The sequence below is a fragment of the Streptomyces sp. Isolate_45 genome, assembly GCF_024721315.2.
GTDB lineage: Bacteria > Actinomycetota > Actinomycetes > Streptomycetales > Streptomycetaceae > Streptomyces.
On sequence record NZ_JANFAK020000174.1, the window covers coordinates 1 to 15,870 of the forward strand.

General features: G+C 74.4%; 12 protein-coding genes. 3 read left to right on the forward strand and 9 right to left on the reverse strand.

What is annotated here, in order from left to right; translation table 11 throughout:
• From NOD94_RS34520 to NOD94_RS34535, 4 genes are all read right to left on the reverse strand, one after another.
• Positions 1-939: DUF5682 family protein (locus NOD94_RS34520; RefSeq protein WP_281210155.1), on the reverse strand; the 939-nt coding region annotated here is incomplete at its 3' end.
• Positions 936-2,090, reverse strand: a complete 1,155-nt coding sequence (locus NOD94_RS34525; protein WP_281210156.1) for an AAA family ATPase — start codon at positions 2,088-2,090, stop codon at positions 936-938. The genes NOD94_RS34520 and NOD94_RS34525, both read right to left, overlap by 4 nt.
• A 125-nt stretch (positions 2,091-2,215) precedes the next feature.
• On the reverse strand, positions 2,216-7,177 hold the full coding sequence (locus tag NOD94_RS34530; RefSeq protein ID WP_281210157.1) for a DNA-binding protein: 4,962 nt from the start codon (positions 7,175-7,177) through the stop codon (positions 2,216-2,218).
• Complete coding sequence (locus NOD94_RS34535; RefSeq protein ID WP_281210158.1) at positions 7,174-8,028, reverse strand: DUF4132 domain-containing protein; 855 nt, start codon at positions 8,026-8,028, stop codon at positions 7,174-7,176. The genes NOD94_RS34530 and NOD94_RS34535 overlap by 4 nt, the downstream gene beginning before the upstream one ends.
• Positions 8,029-8,239: 211 nt before the next feature.
• Here NOD94_RS34535 and NOD94_RS34540 point away from each other — a divergent pair, with 211 nt between their 5' ends.
• Complete coding sequence (locus tag NOD94_RS34540) at positions 8,240-9,469, forward strand: TerD family protein (protein WP_281210159.1); 1,230 nt, start codon at positions 8,240-8,242, stop codon at positions 9,467-9,469.
• Between the two features lie 61 nt (positions 9,470-9,530).
• Here NOD94_RS34540 and NOD94_RS34545 read toward each other — a convergent pair whose 3' ends face one another.
• Positions 9,531-11,033, reverse strand: a complete 1,503-nt coding sequence (locus tag NOD94_RS34545; RefSeq protein WP_281210160.1) for an MFS transporter — start codon at positions 11,031-11,033, stop codon at positions 9,531-9,533.
• A gap of 131 nt (positions 11,034-11,164) precedes the next feature.
• Here NOD94_RS34545 and NOD94_RS34550 point away from each other — a divergent pair, with 131 nt between their 5' ends.
• A complete protein-coding gene (locus tag NOD94_RS34550) occupies positions 11,165-11,611 on the forward strand; it encodes a MarR family transcriptional regulator (RefSeq protein WP_281210161.1) in 447 nt (148 codons plus the stop codon).
• Between the two features lie 15 nt (positions 11,612-11,626).
• On the opposite strand, the gene NOD94_RS34555 is transcribed toward NOD94_RS34550, so the two are convergent.
• On the reverse strand, positions 11,627-12,100 hold the full coding sequence (locus NOD94_RS34555) for a MarR family transcriptional regulator (RefSeq protein WP_281210162.1): 474 nt from the start codon (positions 12,098-12,100) through the stop codon (positions 11,627-11,629).
• Positions 12,101-12,217: 117 nt separating this feature from the next.
• Here NOD94_RS34555 and NOD94_RS34560 point away from each other — a divergent pair, with 117 nt between their 5' ends.
• Positions 12,218-12,628 carry an organic hydroperoxide resistance protein gene (locus NOD94_RS34560; protein ID WP_281210164.1) on the forward strand — a complete coding sequence of 137 codons (411 nt, stop codon included), beginning with the start codon at positions 12,218-12,220 and terminating at the stop codon, positions 12,626-12,628.
• Between the two features lie 273 nt (positions 12,629-12,901).
• Here NOD94_RS34560 and NOD94_RS34565 read toward each other — a convergent pair whose 3' ends face one another.
• The 3 genes from NOD94_RS34565 to NOD94_RS34575 all read right to left on the reverse strand — a co-directional run.
• A complete protein-coding gene (locus NOD94_RS34565; protein ID WP_281210165.1) occupies positions 12,902-13,411 on the reverse strand; it encodes a DinB family protein in 510 nt (169 codons plus the stop codon).
• Between the two features lie 101 nt (positions 13,412-13,512).
• Complete coding sequence (locus NOD94_RS34570; protein WP_281210166.1) at positions 13,513-14,172, reverse strand: LPXTG cell wall anchor domain-containing protein; 660 nt, start codon at positions 14,170-14,172, stop codon at positions 13,513-13,515.
• A gap of 150 nt (positions 14,173-14,322) precedes the next feature.
• The coding region (locus NOD94_RS34575; RefSeq protein ID WP_281210167.1) for an RICIN domain-containing protein at positions 14,323-15,870 on the reverse strand (1,548 nt) is incomplete at its 5' end.

Consider the following 15,870-nt stretch of genomic DNA (forward strand, 5'->3'; position numbering starts at 1 on the left):
CGCGCCCGGTCGGGGTGCGGGCACCGAGGTGCCCGGTTCCGCCGGGAGCAGCGCGGGGGCGTGGAAGGCGCCGATCAGGGCGGCCACCCGGCGTCCGCCGGCTCCCGCCGCGGCGATCACCCGCCGCATGTGGGCCTCGCGGGCCAGGTCCGTCGCGGGCACCGTTCCCGCGTCGGCCCGCAGCGCCCAGCCGACGCCGAGTGCGGCGCGGCGGACGGCCTCGGGGGCACACCCGGGGGCCAGTACCTCGACGGCCCGGTCCCAGAGGTCCTCGCCCTCCCGCCCGGTGCCCGAGGCGACGAGGGCGTCCGCGAAGGCGCGCCCGGCGGGCGCCGGGTGACCGTCCCCGGTCACGGGCCGCCGTCCGCCATCCGTGGACTCCGGGCCCGCCGTCGATCCGGCGCGATCGGCTTCCGCCGCCGCCGTCCCGGCCGATCCGCTTGCCCGCGCCGCGGCTCGGGCGCGTCCGGTCCCGGTCGCCGCCGTCCCGTCGGGCCCGGCTCCGGTCTCCTGCGCCTCGCCGTGCTCCGCTCCCGGCCCCGGGGCCGCGTCGGACCAGCCGGGGTCGGTCAGCGGCAGGTCGCAGCAGACGACCTCCACGCCCCGGCCCCGGGCCCAGCGGATCGCCGCGAGCTCGGGGGAGAAGTCCGCGAACGGGTAGAAGGCGAGCCGGCCTTCGCGCCCCAGGCCGGCCAGGGCGACCGGTGCCACCGTCTCCGGATCCGCGAGGTGCTCCAGCCAGGGCTGGAAGTCGGCGGGCAGTTCCACGCACAGCACCTCGGCCCCCGCCGCCTCCAGCAGCGCCGGCACCACCGCCGCCAGGGCGGGGCTGTGGTGGCGTACGCCGAGCAGGTAGGGCTCGCGCGAGGCCGCGAGGGCGGCCACGGCGGTCCGCGGTTCGGCCGTCGGGCCGGCCGTCGTCAGGTCGGTGACCGTCAACGCAGGCTCCCGCGCAGGTCCCAGAGGCGCCGCCACATCGCCGAGCCGTCCTCGGCGCGGCGCCGGACCGGGCCGTCCCAGTAGCCCAGCAGCCGCCCGTGGTCGGCCGGGTCGTCCTTGCGCACGACGCCCAGCAGGTGCCCCGGCAGCAGGTCCAGCGCGTCACCGCCCGGCAGGTACGCGGCGGCCACCCCCAGCGACGCCGCCACCTGGACGGCCTCGGCGGTGGACATGACGGTGCCGGGCCGCTCCACGTCCCAGCCCTCGGCGGAACGGCCCGAGCGCAGGTCACGGAACACGGTGACGAGCGCGTCGAGCACCGAGTCGTCCACCCCGAAGGCCGCCCCGGCCCGCTGGACGGCGGCGACGGCCTGGCGCCGGATCAGCGTGGCCTCCGCGTCGGCGTCCGCGATCGGCTCGACCGTCTCGAAGTTGAAGCGCCGCTTGAGGGCGGCGGACATCTCGGAGACGCCCCGGTCCCGCAGGTTGGCCGTCGCGATGACCGTGAAACCGGGGGCCGCGGATACCAACGCGTCCTCGGTGGACGTCAGTTCGGGGACGCTGACCCGCCGGTCGGACAGGATCGACACGAGGGCGTCCTGCACCTCGGGCAGGCAGCGGGTGATCTCCTCGACCCGGACGACGCGTCCGGTGCGCATCGCCGACAGCACGGGGGAGTCGACCAGGGCCTGGGCGGTCGGGCCCTGGGCGAGGAGCAGGGCGTAGTTCCAGCCGTACCGGAAGGCGTCCTCGGTGGTGCCCGCCGTGCCCTGCACGGTGAGGGCGCTGGTGCCGCACACCGCGGCCGACAGCAGCTCGGACAGCATGGACTTGGCGGTGCCCGGCTCGCCGGTGAGGAGGAGGCCGCGCTCGCCGGCCAGGGTGACCACGCACCGCTCCACCAGGGCGCGCTCGCCGACGAACTTCGTCGTGATCACCAGCTTCGACGGCAGCCCGGCCCGGCGCTTGGGCAGGGCGAGATCGGCGCCCTCGCTGCCGCACACGAACGTCACGACGGCGCGCGGGGTCAGCGCCCAGCCCGGCGGCCGGGGCCCGGTGTCGTGCGCGGCGAGGAAGGCCAGTTCGGCGGCGTACCGCTCCTCGGCCGGCATGACCTGCCGGGAGGGTGCGGGCTGATCGGTGACGGTCATCGGGTCCTCTGTGTTCTGGGAGTCGAGAAAGGCGATGGGAAGGGCGGGGCCAAGGGGACGGCCGGGGCGAGCGAGGGTGACCACGGGGGCGCGCGCCGTGGCGCGCCCCCGTCCGGGCCGTCGGGTCAGCGTCGGCGGCGGGTCGCCGTGCGCTTGACCTTCAGTTCCTCGAAGCGCGGTACGTCGCCCTCGCGGATCCGCGCCCACGCCCGCCGGTACAGGTCGGCGGCCGGTTCGGTCGGCGCCAGCAGGCCCAGCGTCGGACGGCCGCTCGGCGCCGCCGCGTACATGGGCAGCTTCCACGTCTCCACCGGCAGCACCGGGGAGTCGAGGTCGGACCAGCCGCCGGGCAGGAACAGGGTGCGGCCCGCCCGGCTGCGGCCGGCCGTCACGACCAGGTCGCCGGCGGCCAGTTCGGCACGGGCCGCCTTGAGACGGGCGGGCTTCCAGCCCGTCCAGCGGGCCGTGTTGCGGTCCGTCGGGTCGGGCATCGCGAGCAGCGCCAAGTACAGGGCCGCGGCGTCCGCGCCCAGCCCGTACGTCTCCGCCACCTCGGCCACCAGCTCGGGAACGGACCGGCTCGGGTCCTGCGGCCACCAGGTGCCGTCCTTGTCGGGGGCCCCGGCCGCGGGCGCCCCCGGGTCGGCCAGCAGCGCGGCGAAACGCGGGTCGTGCGCCAGCCGCAGGGCGGTCTCGACGGAGGAGGGCAGTTGCTCGGGGCCGCGGAGCAGCGGCAGGTACGGGTCGGAGCCGGTCGAGTCCAGCAGCGCCGTGCGCAGCGCGGGCAGGGGCGTCGCGTCGGCCGTGGACAGCACCACCGCGCCGTACCGCTCGTACCCCTGCGCGGTCTCCGTCGGCGTGCCCGCCGCCTTCCGGAAGTCGGCCGACCGGATGTAGTGGCCGATGCCCAGCAGCAGTTCGGGCGCGGCCAGCCGCTGCCGCACGGCGGTGAGCGCGGGCGGCAGGCAGGCCCGCAGGGGTTCGCCGGCGGGCAGGCGGTGCGCCAACCACGCCGTGAGCGTGATCGCCCCCTTCAGCACGGCGGCGTCGAACACGGCGTCGGAGGGCGCCACGGGCGCCACGTGGTCGTGCTTGACGGTCCACGCGACATCGGTGGACAACACCGGGGAGGCCGCCGGGTCCAGCAGCGCCGGCAGCGCCCGGTGCAGCGCCCAACCGCTGCGCACGTCCTTGCCGGCCTCGGTGGGCAGCCAGTCGGGCATCGGCGTACGACGCCCCACGCGCCGGTTCCAGACCCGCGCGGCGGCGGCCGCGTCCGGGCCGTCGGTCCACAGCCGCGCCGGGTCGGCGGGCAGCAGCGCGGCGACCAGCTCCCGGCGTACGTCGAAGCCGAGTTCCTTCAGGTCGTCGCGGGCGTGCCCGGCGGCGGTGGCCTTGATCCCGAGGGCCGTCCGCAGCTCGGCGGGCAGGAAACCCCGGTCGTGCGTGTCGAGGTGCGGCAGGCCCGCCAGCACCAGCCGGGCCGTCGTGGAGGTGACCCCGGTCAGCCGGGCGAACTCCTCGGCGGCCTCGGGGAACCAGGGGGCCGCGCCGCGGGCGCCGGCCTCCCGCAGGAACGCGGCCAGCCAGCCGGCGCCGCGCTCCGGGTCACCCACGGTGGTGGGGTCGCCGAAGCCCTGGTAGGGCGCGGGCAGGGTGAACGTGCCCGTCGGGTCGTGCAGGAGCGCGGCGAACTCGCGATGCCCGGGCTTGCCGTCGATGGGCTCGGCCATGCCGAGCGCGGCCCCGCCGCCGAGCGGCAGGACGCTGCGGTGGCGGTGGCCGCGGCCGCGCTCACGGCCGTCCGAGCCGTTGAGCCGGCCCCGGTCGATCCGTACGCGCACCCGGCGCCACCGGGCCGCGGACTGCTCGGTCGAGCCGAGGCCCAGGGCGTCGACCTCGGCGAGCAGCGCGCACAGGGCGGTGCGCTGCGCGTCGGTGGTGCCGGTGACCACGGACCGGTAGGCGACCGCGGCGGGTCGTTCCAGGAAGGGGCCGGTCCACGGGAGCGCGGAGTGGGGGACGGCGGGCTCGTCGACGTGCAGGCGCCCGGGTACGGCCTCGGCCCCGGTGTCGGCGGTGGCGGCCGCGAGTTTCCGCAGGAGCTGGAAGACCGTGTCGGACTCCTCGCTGTAGCGGTAGTGGCCGGAGCCGACGAGCCCGTCGAGCCCGTCGTCGAGGAGGAGGTCGGCGGGGCCGCGTTCCACCGGCTGCCGGGGCTGCCGGGGCTCGGCCGGCGCGAGGGACCGCGCCACCAGGTCCAGGGCCCTGCGCTGGGCGAGCGCGGTCCGCACCTGGTCGACGACGCCGCCGATCAGCACGGGATCGGTGATCCGCGGCAGGGCCGCGGCGACCAGCGCCGGCACCTCGTCGGACTTCGTGACCTCGGCGGCGGCCTTCAGGAGCGTCGCCGCGGTGTCCCGGTCCATCGCGCGCAGCACGGCCGAGCCCTCGGGGTCCCGGGCGCGCAGGCAGTACCAGTAGGGGAGCGGGGGGAGTTCCGCGCGTCCGGTGGAGAAGGTACGGGTGCGGTGGTCGGCGCTCACCGAGGCGGTGACCACGCCCTCCGGGTCGATGAGGGACAGCGTCTGCCAGTCGGTGGCCGCGGCGCGCGGGCGCCCGTCGCCCGGGAGCTCCAGGGCGTGGCGCGGGATGCGGTTGCCGACGGGGACCGTGACGGATCGTCCGGCGTTGTCGGAGCCGTGCCAGCCCAGTTCGGGGATGCGTACGGCGCGCCAGCCCAGCAGTCCGTCGACGGGGGTGCCGAGCACGGAGCCCTCGACGGTGGGTACCGGCCGCAGCCAGTTCTGGCCGACGGAGTCGGGCAGGCTGCTGCCCCGGGGGTGGCCGCTCAGCGCGTCGGCGAGGAAGCCGGGTGCGGAGCGCCTGCCGGTCAGGCCGGTGGCGGGGTCGTACTCGGCCCAGCCGGGCTCGGCCGGGTGCTGGGCGTGTTCCCACACCCAGTAGGAGGTGCCGTCGGAGATGACCTCCCGTTCCTCGGGCAGTCGGGTGTCGCCGGGGTGCAGGACGTGCGCGCCGGTGGCGCGACCGCCGGCGGGCAGTTGCATGGAGACGTGCCCGCTGCGCGGGTTCCAGTAGTCGCCCTTGGAGTCCAGGGTCAGGACGTCCCCGGGTTCGCTCAGCCAGTAGCCCTGGACGGGGCCGTCGTAGGAGGCCCAGAAGACCAGCAGGTCCCCGTCGACGTAGTGGAAACCGGTGACGTGGTTGTTCCCGGTGGGGACCCGCAGGTCGTGCGTGAGCACGGTTGAGTCGGCGTCGATGACCCTGACCTGGGCGGCGTTGGCGACGATGAGGTGGGGCCAGGCGTCCATCACGACGCGGCGGTGGTGGCGGTTGTTGCCGGGCGTGAGCTCGGTGACGGCCTCCTCCCAGGCGGGCCAACCCAGTTCGTCGAACAGACCGCCGCGCAGCGTCCGGGCGAGGATCTCGCCCAGGTCGGCGGCGGCCGCGCGGCCCACCTCCTCCGGGGCCAGGGCCAGGGCCTCGGCGGGCAGCCAGGTCAGCGACCGGATGGCCGCGGGCAGCTCCGGCAGCGCCGCGGCGCGGGACGCGTCGGCGACCCCGCGGACCCACTCGGCGACCAGCGACCTGCTGCCCTCGGTCGTCGCGAGGAGCCGCACGACCGTGCGCCCGTTGGACATGTGGCGGTTGAGGTCGTCGAGGCCGCGCAGCAGGAACGGGCGCAGCCGTTCGTCGGCGCACAGGGCGCGCAGGTCGCGGCGCCCGGGTGTGTTGGCCCACTGCTCCAGGCCGAGGGGGCCGCCGCGGCCGCGGCGCCCGGTGTTGTCGTCGAGGGCGGGGACGGCGACGGGCACGTCCAGCGAGAGCAGCAGGTCCAGGAGGTCCACGTCCTGGAGCCCGATCCGCAGGCCTTCCTCCCGATCGGGGGAGGAGAGCTCGGTACGCAGTCGGTCGGCGCAGCGGGTCACCAGCGACAGCAGCGACGGCAGGGCGGGCGGGGTGCCCCAGCCGCTGTACCGGGCGGTGTGGAAGCGCTCCAGCCAGCCGGCGGCGCCGTCGGCGCAGCGTTCCCCCGCGGGCAGGGCGGCGTCGGTGAGTCCGGCGGTGGCGCCCGACTCCTCCAGCACCTCCAGCCACATCGCGGCGAGTTCACCGGCGTCGCCGCCGCCGGTCGGGGCCAGTCCCAGCAGGGTGCCCCGTACGGACGGCACGCGCCGGGCCAGCGCGACGAGGGCGGCGCGGTGGGACTTCCACCAGCCGGTCGCGGCGCGCATCGTCGCGGGCAGCGGCAGCAGTTCCGCCAGGTAGTCCTGCTCGGCCTCGCCACCCGTCAGTCCGGCGGCGCGGGCCAGCCGTCGCAGCTCCACCGCCGCCTGCGCGGACGGCGGGAGCCCGCCCGCGGTGCGGCGTACGCACAGCCGGCGGAAACGGTCGAGGGCCTCGGCGGGGGAGACCCGCAGCGCCAGTTCCTTCGCGTAGGCGGTGAGCACCTTCACGGGGAGCGCTCCGGCCAGCGCGAATTCGAGGAACACGGCGTCCAGCCGGTCCTCGTCGACGCTCAGCCCGTACTGGCTCTCGCTCGTCCGGGCCCGGCCGAACAACTGGGCGGCGTAGGTGGTGTTCTCGACGGCGAGGAACAGCCGGGCGGCCTGTTCGTGGAAGACGGGCAGGAAGTGCGGGACGGCGGCGGCGAGCCGGCCGGCCAGTTCGTGGCAGGCGTCCAGCGCGGCCTTGGGCTTCGCCTTCGCCTGCCGGGCCATCCGGTCCAGTTCGGGGACGACGGCCAGCGCGTGGTGCCCGTCCTCGGGGTGGTGCACGAGGACCCACTCGGGGAAACCGAGCGCCTGCCGGCGGCCCAGGCCCACGACGGGCGGCTCCACGTCCTGCGGTACGAGTCCCAGGAAGCCGGCGGCGAGGTCCTCCGCGGCGCCCAGCTCGGCGGCGGCGAGCCGCACGACGACGCGCTCGTCACCCAGCGCCGGGTGACGGTAGGCCCGCGCGGTCAGCGGCACGGCGGAGGGTCCCGCGTCGATGGCGTCGACGGGCAACACGGCGCCCGCCCGGAGGAGCTCGGCGGCCCCGGTGCTGTCGGTGGTGGTGTTCACGCGTCCCCGCCCTCTTCGATCCTGCGCCCGGCGTACAGCGCCGCGGCCATCCTCATGCCCTCGGACCAGGCCACCGGCCCGACCTCGTCGAGCCGTACCGACCGGCCCTCCTCGTCGTGCCAGTTCAGCGACCCGGTGGCCGACTCGCTGTCCCAGTACGGTTCGCCGATCCACACGGCGGCCTCCACGGCCCGTCCGGTGTCGCGCACCCCGCAGGTGGAGTAGCCGCCCGAGACCCGGTAGCCCAGGGCGGTGGCCCGGGCGGCGAGGCTGAACCGGGAGGGGAACACGCCGCCCGCGTAGTCCCGCACCTCGGTCTCCGTCGCGGTCAGCCCCTCGGGCCTGACCCAGGTCGGCCGGTGGATCTGCTCGACCTTCTGCGTGATGCCCAGCTCGGCCGCGAAGTCCCTTACGTCGTCCAGGTCGGGCAGCAGCACCGGGTGCGGCAGGGTCACCGTGCGCGGTGAGAGGCGTACGGTCTCGCCGTCGAGGTTGACCACCTTCAGCTCGCCCTCGGCGGTCGCGTCGCGCAGGAAGCCGACCTCGTCCGGATCGTCCCCGACGATCGCCAGGTCGCGCAGTGCCGCCTGCCAGGCCTCGTCGGGCCACACCCGGGCCAGCAGCGGGGTCGGCACGGGGAGCGAGGACACCATCCACGCGTCCACCTGCGCGGCGCAGGACGCCTCGTGCCGGTCGAGCCACTCGGCCAGCCGCCGCAGCCGGTCCACCTCGGGGTGATCGCGCAGCGCCTTCGGGAGCGCCTTCAACTGCCGCCCCGCGGGCCGCCGCGCGGTGACCCGCCCTTCCACGAGGGCGACCTCGTACCCCTCGTCCACTGCCAGCCAAGCCATCAGAACGTGCCCCTCCGCCTGTCCGTATCCGTTTCCGCGCAGCCCTCATGACGGCGCCGACGCCTCTGAGCTGCGGTATGCGGGGAGACTAGCGAGGCCCACTGACAGCGTCCGTCGCGGGTTCGGGGACGGCCGCGCGACAGGAGTGGACAATGAGGGCGGTTGAAGCGTCAATCGCACAGAACGGGGGGGGACAGTGACACGGACAGCTGTGGGACTCGACAAGGGCGGAAACGGCGAACTGCCCGGCACACGGGTCACCGTGACCGTGAGTTCGCCGGCGTCGGTGGACGTCTGCGCACTGCTGCTCACGGGAGAGGGCAAGGTGCGCGACGACGGCGACCTGGTCTTCTTCAACCACCCGGAGCAGGACGGCGTACGGGTCGCGGGGCAGGTCGTGGAGGCGGACCTGGACGCGGTCCCGTCGGACATCGAGACGGTGGTCTGCGTGGCGAGCGTCGACGCGGCCGGGCCGGAGGCCGCCTTCGACGCGGAATCGACCCCGAGCGTGTCGGTCAACCACGGGACGCAGGACCTGGTCTTCGTCCCGCCGCCGCTGACGGACGGCGAGACGGTGCTGCTGCTCGTCGAGCTGTACCGGCGGGATGACGGCTGGAAGGTCCGGGCGGTGGGACAGGGTTACGCGAACGGCCTCGCCGGTCTGGCCGCGGATTTCGGTGTCGCGGTGGAGGGGGCGGCCGGGGCGGGGGCGCCCGCGCCGCGGGCGGTGGTGGCCGAGCGGGCCGCGCCCGTCCCGGCGTCCGCCCCCGAGCCCGTGCCCGCGTCGGCGCTGGGCAGGATCGAGCTGGTCAAGAACGGTACGGCCACCATCGCCCTCGACAAGAGCGACCGGGAGGTCGTGGTGACCGCCTCCCTGGAGTGGGACGGCGCCGACCGCGAGGAGGGCCTCGCCGACCTCGACCTGTACGCCTTGTTCGTGCCCGCCGGCGGGGTCCGTCGGGAGCTCACGGAGAAGGAACGGAGCACGGCGGACCGGGAGTCGGGGAAGACGCCCGCGAACGGGGCGGTGTACTGGAACAACGAGGGTTCGTTGGAGGCCAGGCCCCATCTGGCGCTCGACGGGGACGCCGGGGAGCCGGGCCGCGAGGTGATCCGCATCCACCGGCCGGACACCCACGGATACGTGCTGATCTGCGCGTACAGCGCGCTGGACAACGGCCCCGGCAGCTTCAAGAGCTTCGGCGCCAAGGCCGTGGTGACCGACGGGCGGGGCTCGACGGTGGTGGTCCCGTTGTTCTCGGACCAGGAGAACGCCTACTGGGCGGCGATCGCCCTCGTCGACTTCACCCGCCCGGACGGCGTGACGATCAGCCAGGTGGAGACGTACAGCGGGGCCAACGTCGAGAACCGTCCGATGCTCTACGCCGACGGGGCGTTCCGGATGGACCTGGGACCGGTGGAGTTCAAGGAAGCGCGGTGACGGGAGGACGCCGCCCCCGGTCCGGTGACCGGGGGCGGCGTCCTCACGGGGGCGTGCGGGCTCAGACGGCCTCGGCCGGCCGGACCGCCTTGACGGGGGCGGGGGCCGCGGCGGAGGAGGCGCTCACGCGCGGGCCCTGCCCGCCGCGCAGGCCGAGCCAACTGATCAGCGCGACCAGCGCGAACGCGACGGCTCCGATCCCGAAGGTGAGCGTGAACCCGGACTCCGCGGGCAGGGCGGGCACGCCCGGCGGGAGGTGCTCGATCGTGCGCGAGGCCAGGATCGTGGTGACGATGGCGCTGCCGATCGCGCTGCCGGTGGAGCGGGAGATCGAGTTGATGCCGTTGGCGATGCCGCTCTGGTGGTGCGGGACGTTCGCCATGATGACGGCGGGCATCGCCGCGTATCCGAAGCTGACGGCCGCGCCGACGACGAGACCGGCGCCGATCACCGAGGCGCTGTGGCCGTGGTCCAGGGCGAGCCAGCCGAAGCCGACGGCGCCGAGGGCGGCCGCCAGGCCGAGCGCGGCCCGCGGCCCGCGGTGGCGCACCAGCTGCCCGCCGATGGGGGAGGCCAGCAGCGAGACGATCGCGCCGGGCAGCAGGAACTGGACCGAGGCGCGCAGGATGGACGCGTCGAATCCGTAGCCGGTGAGCGCCTTCGGCATCTGCACGAGGTAGGAGACGCCCAGGAAGTTCGCGAACATCCCGAAGCCGACGAGGATGCCGGCGAGGTTGGCCATGAGCACCGGTCGGTGGACGAACATCCGCATGTCCACGAGGGGTTCGCGCACCTTGAGTTCGGTCAGCACCCATACGGCCGTCATCACCGCGGCGCCGGCGAAGCTGCCCAGCGTCCGGCCCGAGGCCCAGCCCCACTCGTGGCCCTGGGAGATGGGCAGCAGGAGCAGCAGCAGGGCGATGCCCAGGGTCAGCGCGCCCAGGAAGTCGGTGCGGCCGCCGGTCTTGTGGCGGGTGGCGGGGACCAGGACGACGACGGCGAGCAGGGCCAGCGTCGCGAACCCGGTGGCCATCCAGAAGGCGTTGCGGTAGTCCGCGTCGGCGCCCGAGGTCAGCAGGCCGGTGGCGACGAGGGCCAGCCCGCTGCCGAACGCGAGGGTGCCGCTGACCAGCGCCATGGCGCCCGGCAGCTTCTGCGGGCGGACCTCTTCCCGGAGCACCGACAGGGCCAGCGGGAAGATCGCGGTGGCGGCTCCCTGGAGGACGCGTCCCAGGATCAGGAGGGGCAGCGAGGTCGCGAGGGCGGCCACGACGGAACCCGCGACCATGACGCCGAGGACGGCCACCAGGGTGGGCTTCTTGCCGTGCTGGTCGCCGAAGCGTCCGAGCAGCGGGGTGAAGACGGCGGCGGAGAGCAGGGTGGCGGTGGTCACCCAGCTGACGTTGGCGGTCGAGGTGCCGAGGTCGTTGCGGATCAGGCCCAGGATCGGGACGGGCAGGGTCTGCATCATCGACACGACCATGGCGGCCAGGCTCAGGGCGAAGACGATGACCGTCTCGTTCCTGTTCCTCGCTTCGGCGGGGGCGGATGCGGCGGAGCTCATGAGGGGGAGGACCTACTTCAGGACGAAGATGTTTGATGTCATCAAGTACTTCGTCGAAGGTAGACGTCGATAGTTAAGGAGGTCAAGTAAACAATTGATAATGTCAACGATCCTGAGTAGGCTCCGGAGGTATGAGCGCCACCGCCACGCCCCGGCCCACCAAGCTCCAGCTCCTGGAACTGCTCGCCGCGATCGGAACCGCCCAATGGCGGGACTTCGCGGCCGCGGCCGCGCGTCACGGCCTCACCTCCACGCAGGCCAAGGTCCTGGCCCAGTTGGAGGGGCCCGTCCCCATGCGCGGGCTCGCCGCCCTGCTGGTCTGCGACGCCTCGAACGTCACCGGGATCGTCGACCGGCTGGAAGCCCGCGACCTGGTGCGGCGCGAGCCGTCCCCGGCCGACCGGCGCGTGAAGAACGTCGCCGCGACCGACGCCGGCCGTGATGTCATCCGCCGGGTCCGCGAGGAGATGCAGGCCACCCACGGCGCCCTCGACGAGCTCGACGCGCAGGAGAGCGCGACCCTCTACGCCCTGCTGGAGCGGCTGCGGCCCACCATGGAGCGCGACTCCGGAGTCTGATGGGCCCGCGCGGCGTCAGTCCTGCGGCGCCGCGGCGTCGAGTGCGGCCGTCAGTCGGCCCAGGCGCGTCTGGAGGTCGCGGATCTCGGCGAGCTCGAACCCGGTGGCCGCCGCGATCCGGCGGGGCACCTCCACCGCCCGCTCGCGCAGCGCGGCGCCCTCCTCCGTGAGGATCGCGTGCACGGACCGTTCGTCCGCGGCGCTGCGCTCGCGCCGGATCAGGCCGGCCGCCTCCAGTCGCTTGAGCAGGGGTGACAGCGTTCCCGAGTCGAGGCGCAGGTGTTGCCCGAGCTGCTTGACCGGCATCGTGCCGTGCTCCCAGAGCACCAGCATCACCAAGTACTGCGGGTAGGTCAGTCCCAGATCCTTCAGGACCACCCGGTAGAGCCCGCCGAAGGCGCGACTCGCGGCGTTGAGCGCGAAGCAGATCTGCCCGTCCAGTCGGAGGAAGTCCTGGTCGCGGAGGGTGTCGGCGGGCTGCTCGGTCATGAGGTCCAGTGTACCGGAGGCTCTTTGCGAGCGATTTAGTTGTGCACAATTTAATTGTGTGCTCTAGTGGTGGTCGAGGGTCGGCCGCCGACCCCGCCCCTGTGAAAGGACCTCCCGATGAACGCGCTGTACACCGCCGTCGCCACCGCCAACGGCCGTGAGGGCCGCGCCGTCAGCTCCGACGGACAGATCGACCTCGCGCTCGCCATGCCGCCGGCGCTCGGCGGCAACGGGCAGGGAACCAACCCCGAGCAGCTGTTCGCCGCCGGGTACGCCGCGTGCTTCGCCAGCGCCCTCGGCCTGGTCGGCCGCCAGGCGAAGGTCGACACCGGCGACGTGTCCGTCACGGCGGAGACCTCCATCGGCCAGGACGACAGCGGCTTCGCGCTGGCCGTCACCCTGCGCATCGAGCTCCCCGAGGCCCTGGCGGGCGAGACCGGCGCCCTGCTGGTCAAGCAGGCGCACGAGGTCTGCCCCTACTCCAAGGCCACCCGCGGCAACATCCCCGTCGAGCTCGTCATCGAGTAGTCACCACCCGGGCCCCGGCCCGTTCGCGGCCCGTCGGGCGGTGCGCCGCGCGGCCACCGCCGGCGGCGGTTGAGGTCGAGTTCGTGGTTCCGCCGGAGCGGCGGCCGGCCCGGCGCGCGATGGACGCGCCGATGCCCGAGGGTGAGCCGGTGATCAGGGCGACGCGGGACTCGGTCGACTTTCCTCCTGCTGGGATCGGTCGGTCCGGGGATGCAACGGGCACCTCGCGGAAGTTGAATTCCGCTTTACGGAAGTCCCGATCGGGGTGGCCGGTCAGCGGCGTTGGAGGGCTCCGCGGACGAAGGCGGCCTGGCCCGCGTGCTGGAGGTCGTCGGACAGGACGCTGACCAGACGGACCGCCAGGGTGACCGGCGGGTCCCAGCGGTCGTCGACCACCCGGTCCAGATCGGCCGCGGCGAGACCGCGCAAGTGGCTCAGGGTCCGCTCGTGGACGGCGTCGTGGTAGCCGAGCAGCAACTCGCCGGAGTCCACGCGGACGGCCGCCACCTCCCGCGGGCCGTGCCCGTAGCCGGTCGCGTCGGCGGGCAGGTCGAGTGCGAACCGCTCGGCCCAACCCCCGGCCGACCACAGTTGGTCGGTGCCCGCGGCGTCGGCCAGATGGTCGTCCTGAACCCGGGTCAGGTGCCACACCAGCCAGGAGATCGAATTGGCCTCAGGGTCGAGCCGGGCGTTGAGTTCCTCGGCGGAAAGCCCCTCGACCACCTCGTGCACCACTTCGCGGACCCGCCCGAAGCCGTCCACGAGTACCTCAGTTGCCTTCATGCGCCGTCCTCAGCCGTGTCGCGTCGAGGCGGCCGCCGGGCCGGCGCCGCCGCCGGGACCACCATGCAAGGCCCGCGAGCGGCGGCGGCGGAGACACTCCGTCAGCGGAGCGAGCGGCGTCGGCGGCGCAGCAGGACACCGGCCGCCGCCCCGGCCAGCGCGATGCCCGCGACGCCCACGGTGGTCCACCAGCCGGTGTCGTCACCGGCGGAGTCGGACTCCGCCGCCGTGGGAGCGGGCGCGGACGGTCCGGGGGAGACGGGCGCGGCGGACCGGGCGACCGCCGGGGCCGGCACGGAGGCCGGCACCGGGGCCTGCGCGGGTGTGGACGCCGTGGTCGAGGGCGCCGTGGCCAAGGGTGCCGGGTCCACGACCGGTACGCCGACCTCCGCCGTGCCGTGTCCGAGGCCGGGGAAGCCCGTGTCGACGCTCACGGTCCAGGTGCCGGGCGGGAGCGATTCGGCCGTCGTCCAGCCGGCCGGCCTGCCGGGATCGCGGACCAGCCGCCAGGGCCCCTCGGTACGGGTGCCGTCGGCGCTGACCGAGTTCACGGTGGCGGCGACCTGTTCGTCGACCGGATCCCCGTCGTTCTCCCAGGTGACGTCGGCGGTGACGTGGCCGTCGCGTTGGCCCGTGACCACCACCTTCAAGGTGTCGCCGTGGGCGTGGGCGGGTCCGGCGAGGGCCACGCCCTGGACGAGGACCAGCAGGGCGAGGCCGAGTCCGGCCAGGGTCGGGGAAACGGCGGCGCGCAGTCGCATCGGCACGGTGCTCCAGGGGATGAGGAGAGCGGGAGGGGAGCGGAACGTGTGGGGGGAGGGCGAGCGGGGACGTGGTGGGGGAGGTGAGGCATGGGGGGAGGTGGCGGGCGGCCGCAGGGGAGTACGGCCGCCCGCCCGTTCAGGAGGTGGTCAGGCGGCCTTGCGGGCCGTCCAGACCTGCGCCGGACGGCCGTCCGCGCGCTGGAGTTCGAGCAGCCAGTCCCCGTAATAGGGGCGGTTGCTCACGGCGAGCGCGAAGCCGCCGCTCGGATCGGAGACCGTCACCGCACCGTCGCGGGAGGACACCTTCCAGCGCTGAGCGCCGGCGCTCCCGCAGGGCTGCTGCGCGACCCACATGCCGGCGGCGGGCGCGCCGCCCGGCTGGAGGCACTTGCCGGAGACCGCGGACCGGATGCGGACCAGTCCGTCGCCGGCGTCGTCGAAGTACCACTGCTGCTGCGCGTAGCCGTTGTCGCGGCCGGCGACGAGGACGGTGCCGTCCCCGGTCCGTCCTCCCCACAGCTCGGCGGCCATGCCGGTGCTGCCGTTGCCGAGCACGTAGCGGGTGCCCGGGGTGGTGGTGCCACCGCTCTTGTCCGCCGTGCGGAACGAGGCGGCCTTGCCGGCTCCGCTGTCCCGACCGGCGGTGTCACGGACCGACACGGCGGCCGTGTACGCCGTCCCCGGACGGAGGTTGTAGACGCGCAGCGACGTGGACTGGACCCAGGTGAGGTGCTTGCCGTTCAGCATGACCTGGTACCAGGCCGCGCCCTCGGTCCTCGGCCAGCTCAGGACCACCGAGTCCGGCTGGATCTGGCCCGCCGTCACGGCCGGTCCGCCGGTGGGCTTCCCGGTCGGCGTCGGGGTCGGCGACGGCTTCTGCGTCGGGGTGGGCTTGCCGGTCGGCGTCGGGGTCGGCTTCGGACCGGGGTCCGTGCCGCCGCCCCCGCCTCCGGCCGCGCGCATCAGGAACTGGTTGTCGGCGATGTTCCAGTGGGTGGCGAGGTAGCTGCCCGCCTTGGGGCTGGTGTGGAAGTAGTCGTCGTGGTTGCAGTCCAGGATGTTCTCGGCCGCCTGGTTGGTGCAGATGTTGCGCATCTTGGGGTAGTACGGAGTGTCCGAGTAGCACATGACGTCCCACTCGTCCGTGCAGTGCGCGCCGCGGCTGGTGTTCGGGGCGCTGTTGTTGACCGCGCCCAGGTTGTGGCCCAGTTCGTGGGCGGCGGTGTGGCCGCCCCAACAGCCCGAGTCGGTGCGCCCGTAGGAGGGGCCGAAGTTGCTCAGGTTGTTCTGGCCGGGGCGCTCGTCACCGTTGAAGGTGCCGATGCCGCAGTAGATCTTGGCGTCCGCGAAGATCATGTACTTGCGGTCGCGGCGGTCCAGCCCCTTGGCGGCGAGCGCCTTGTTGGTCGCGCTGAACTCCGCGAGCGCGGACTGCGGCAGCTCGATGCTGAGCACCGAAGGCGTGCAGTCGGCAGCCGTCACGTAGCGGATGTGACGGACACCGCCCGTCTCCTTGGCGCTCGCCGAGTAGATGACGTCGGCGTCGGCGGCCCACTTGCGGAACGAGGCGAGGTATTCGGCGTACCGGTCCTGACCCGGGGCGTGCACGTACACGACCTGCACGCGGTTGCCGCTGGTGCCGTCGCCGTCGCACTGGACGGTCTGTCCGGCCGGTCCGGCGGCGACCGCCTGGCT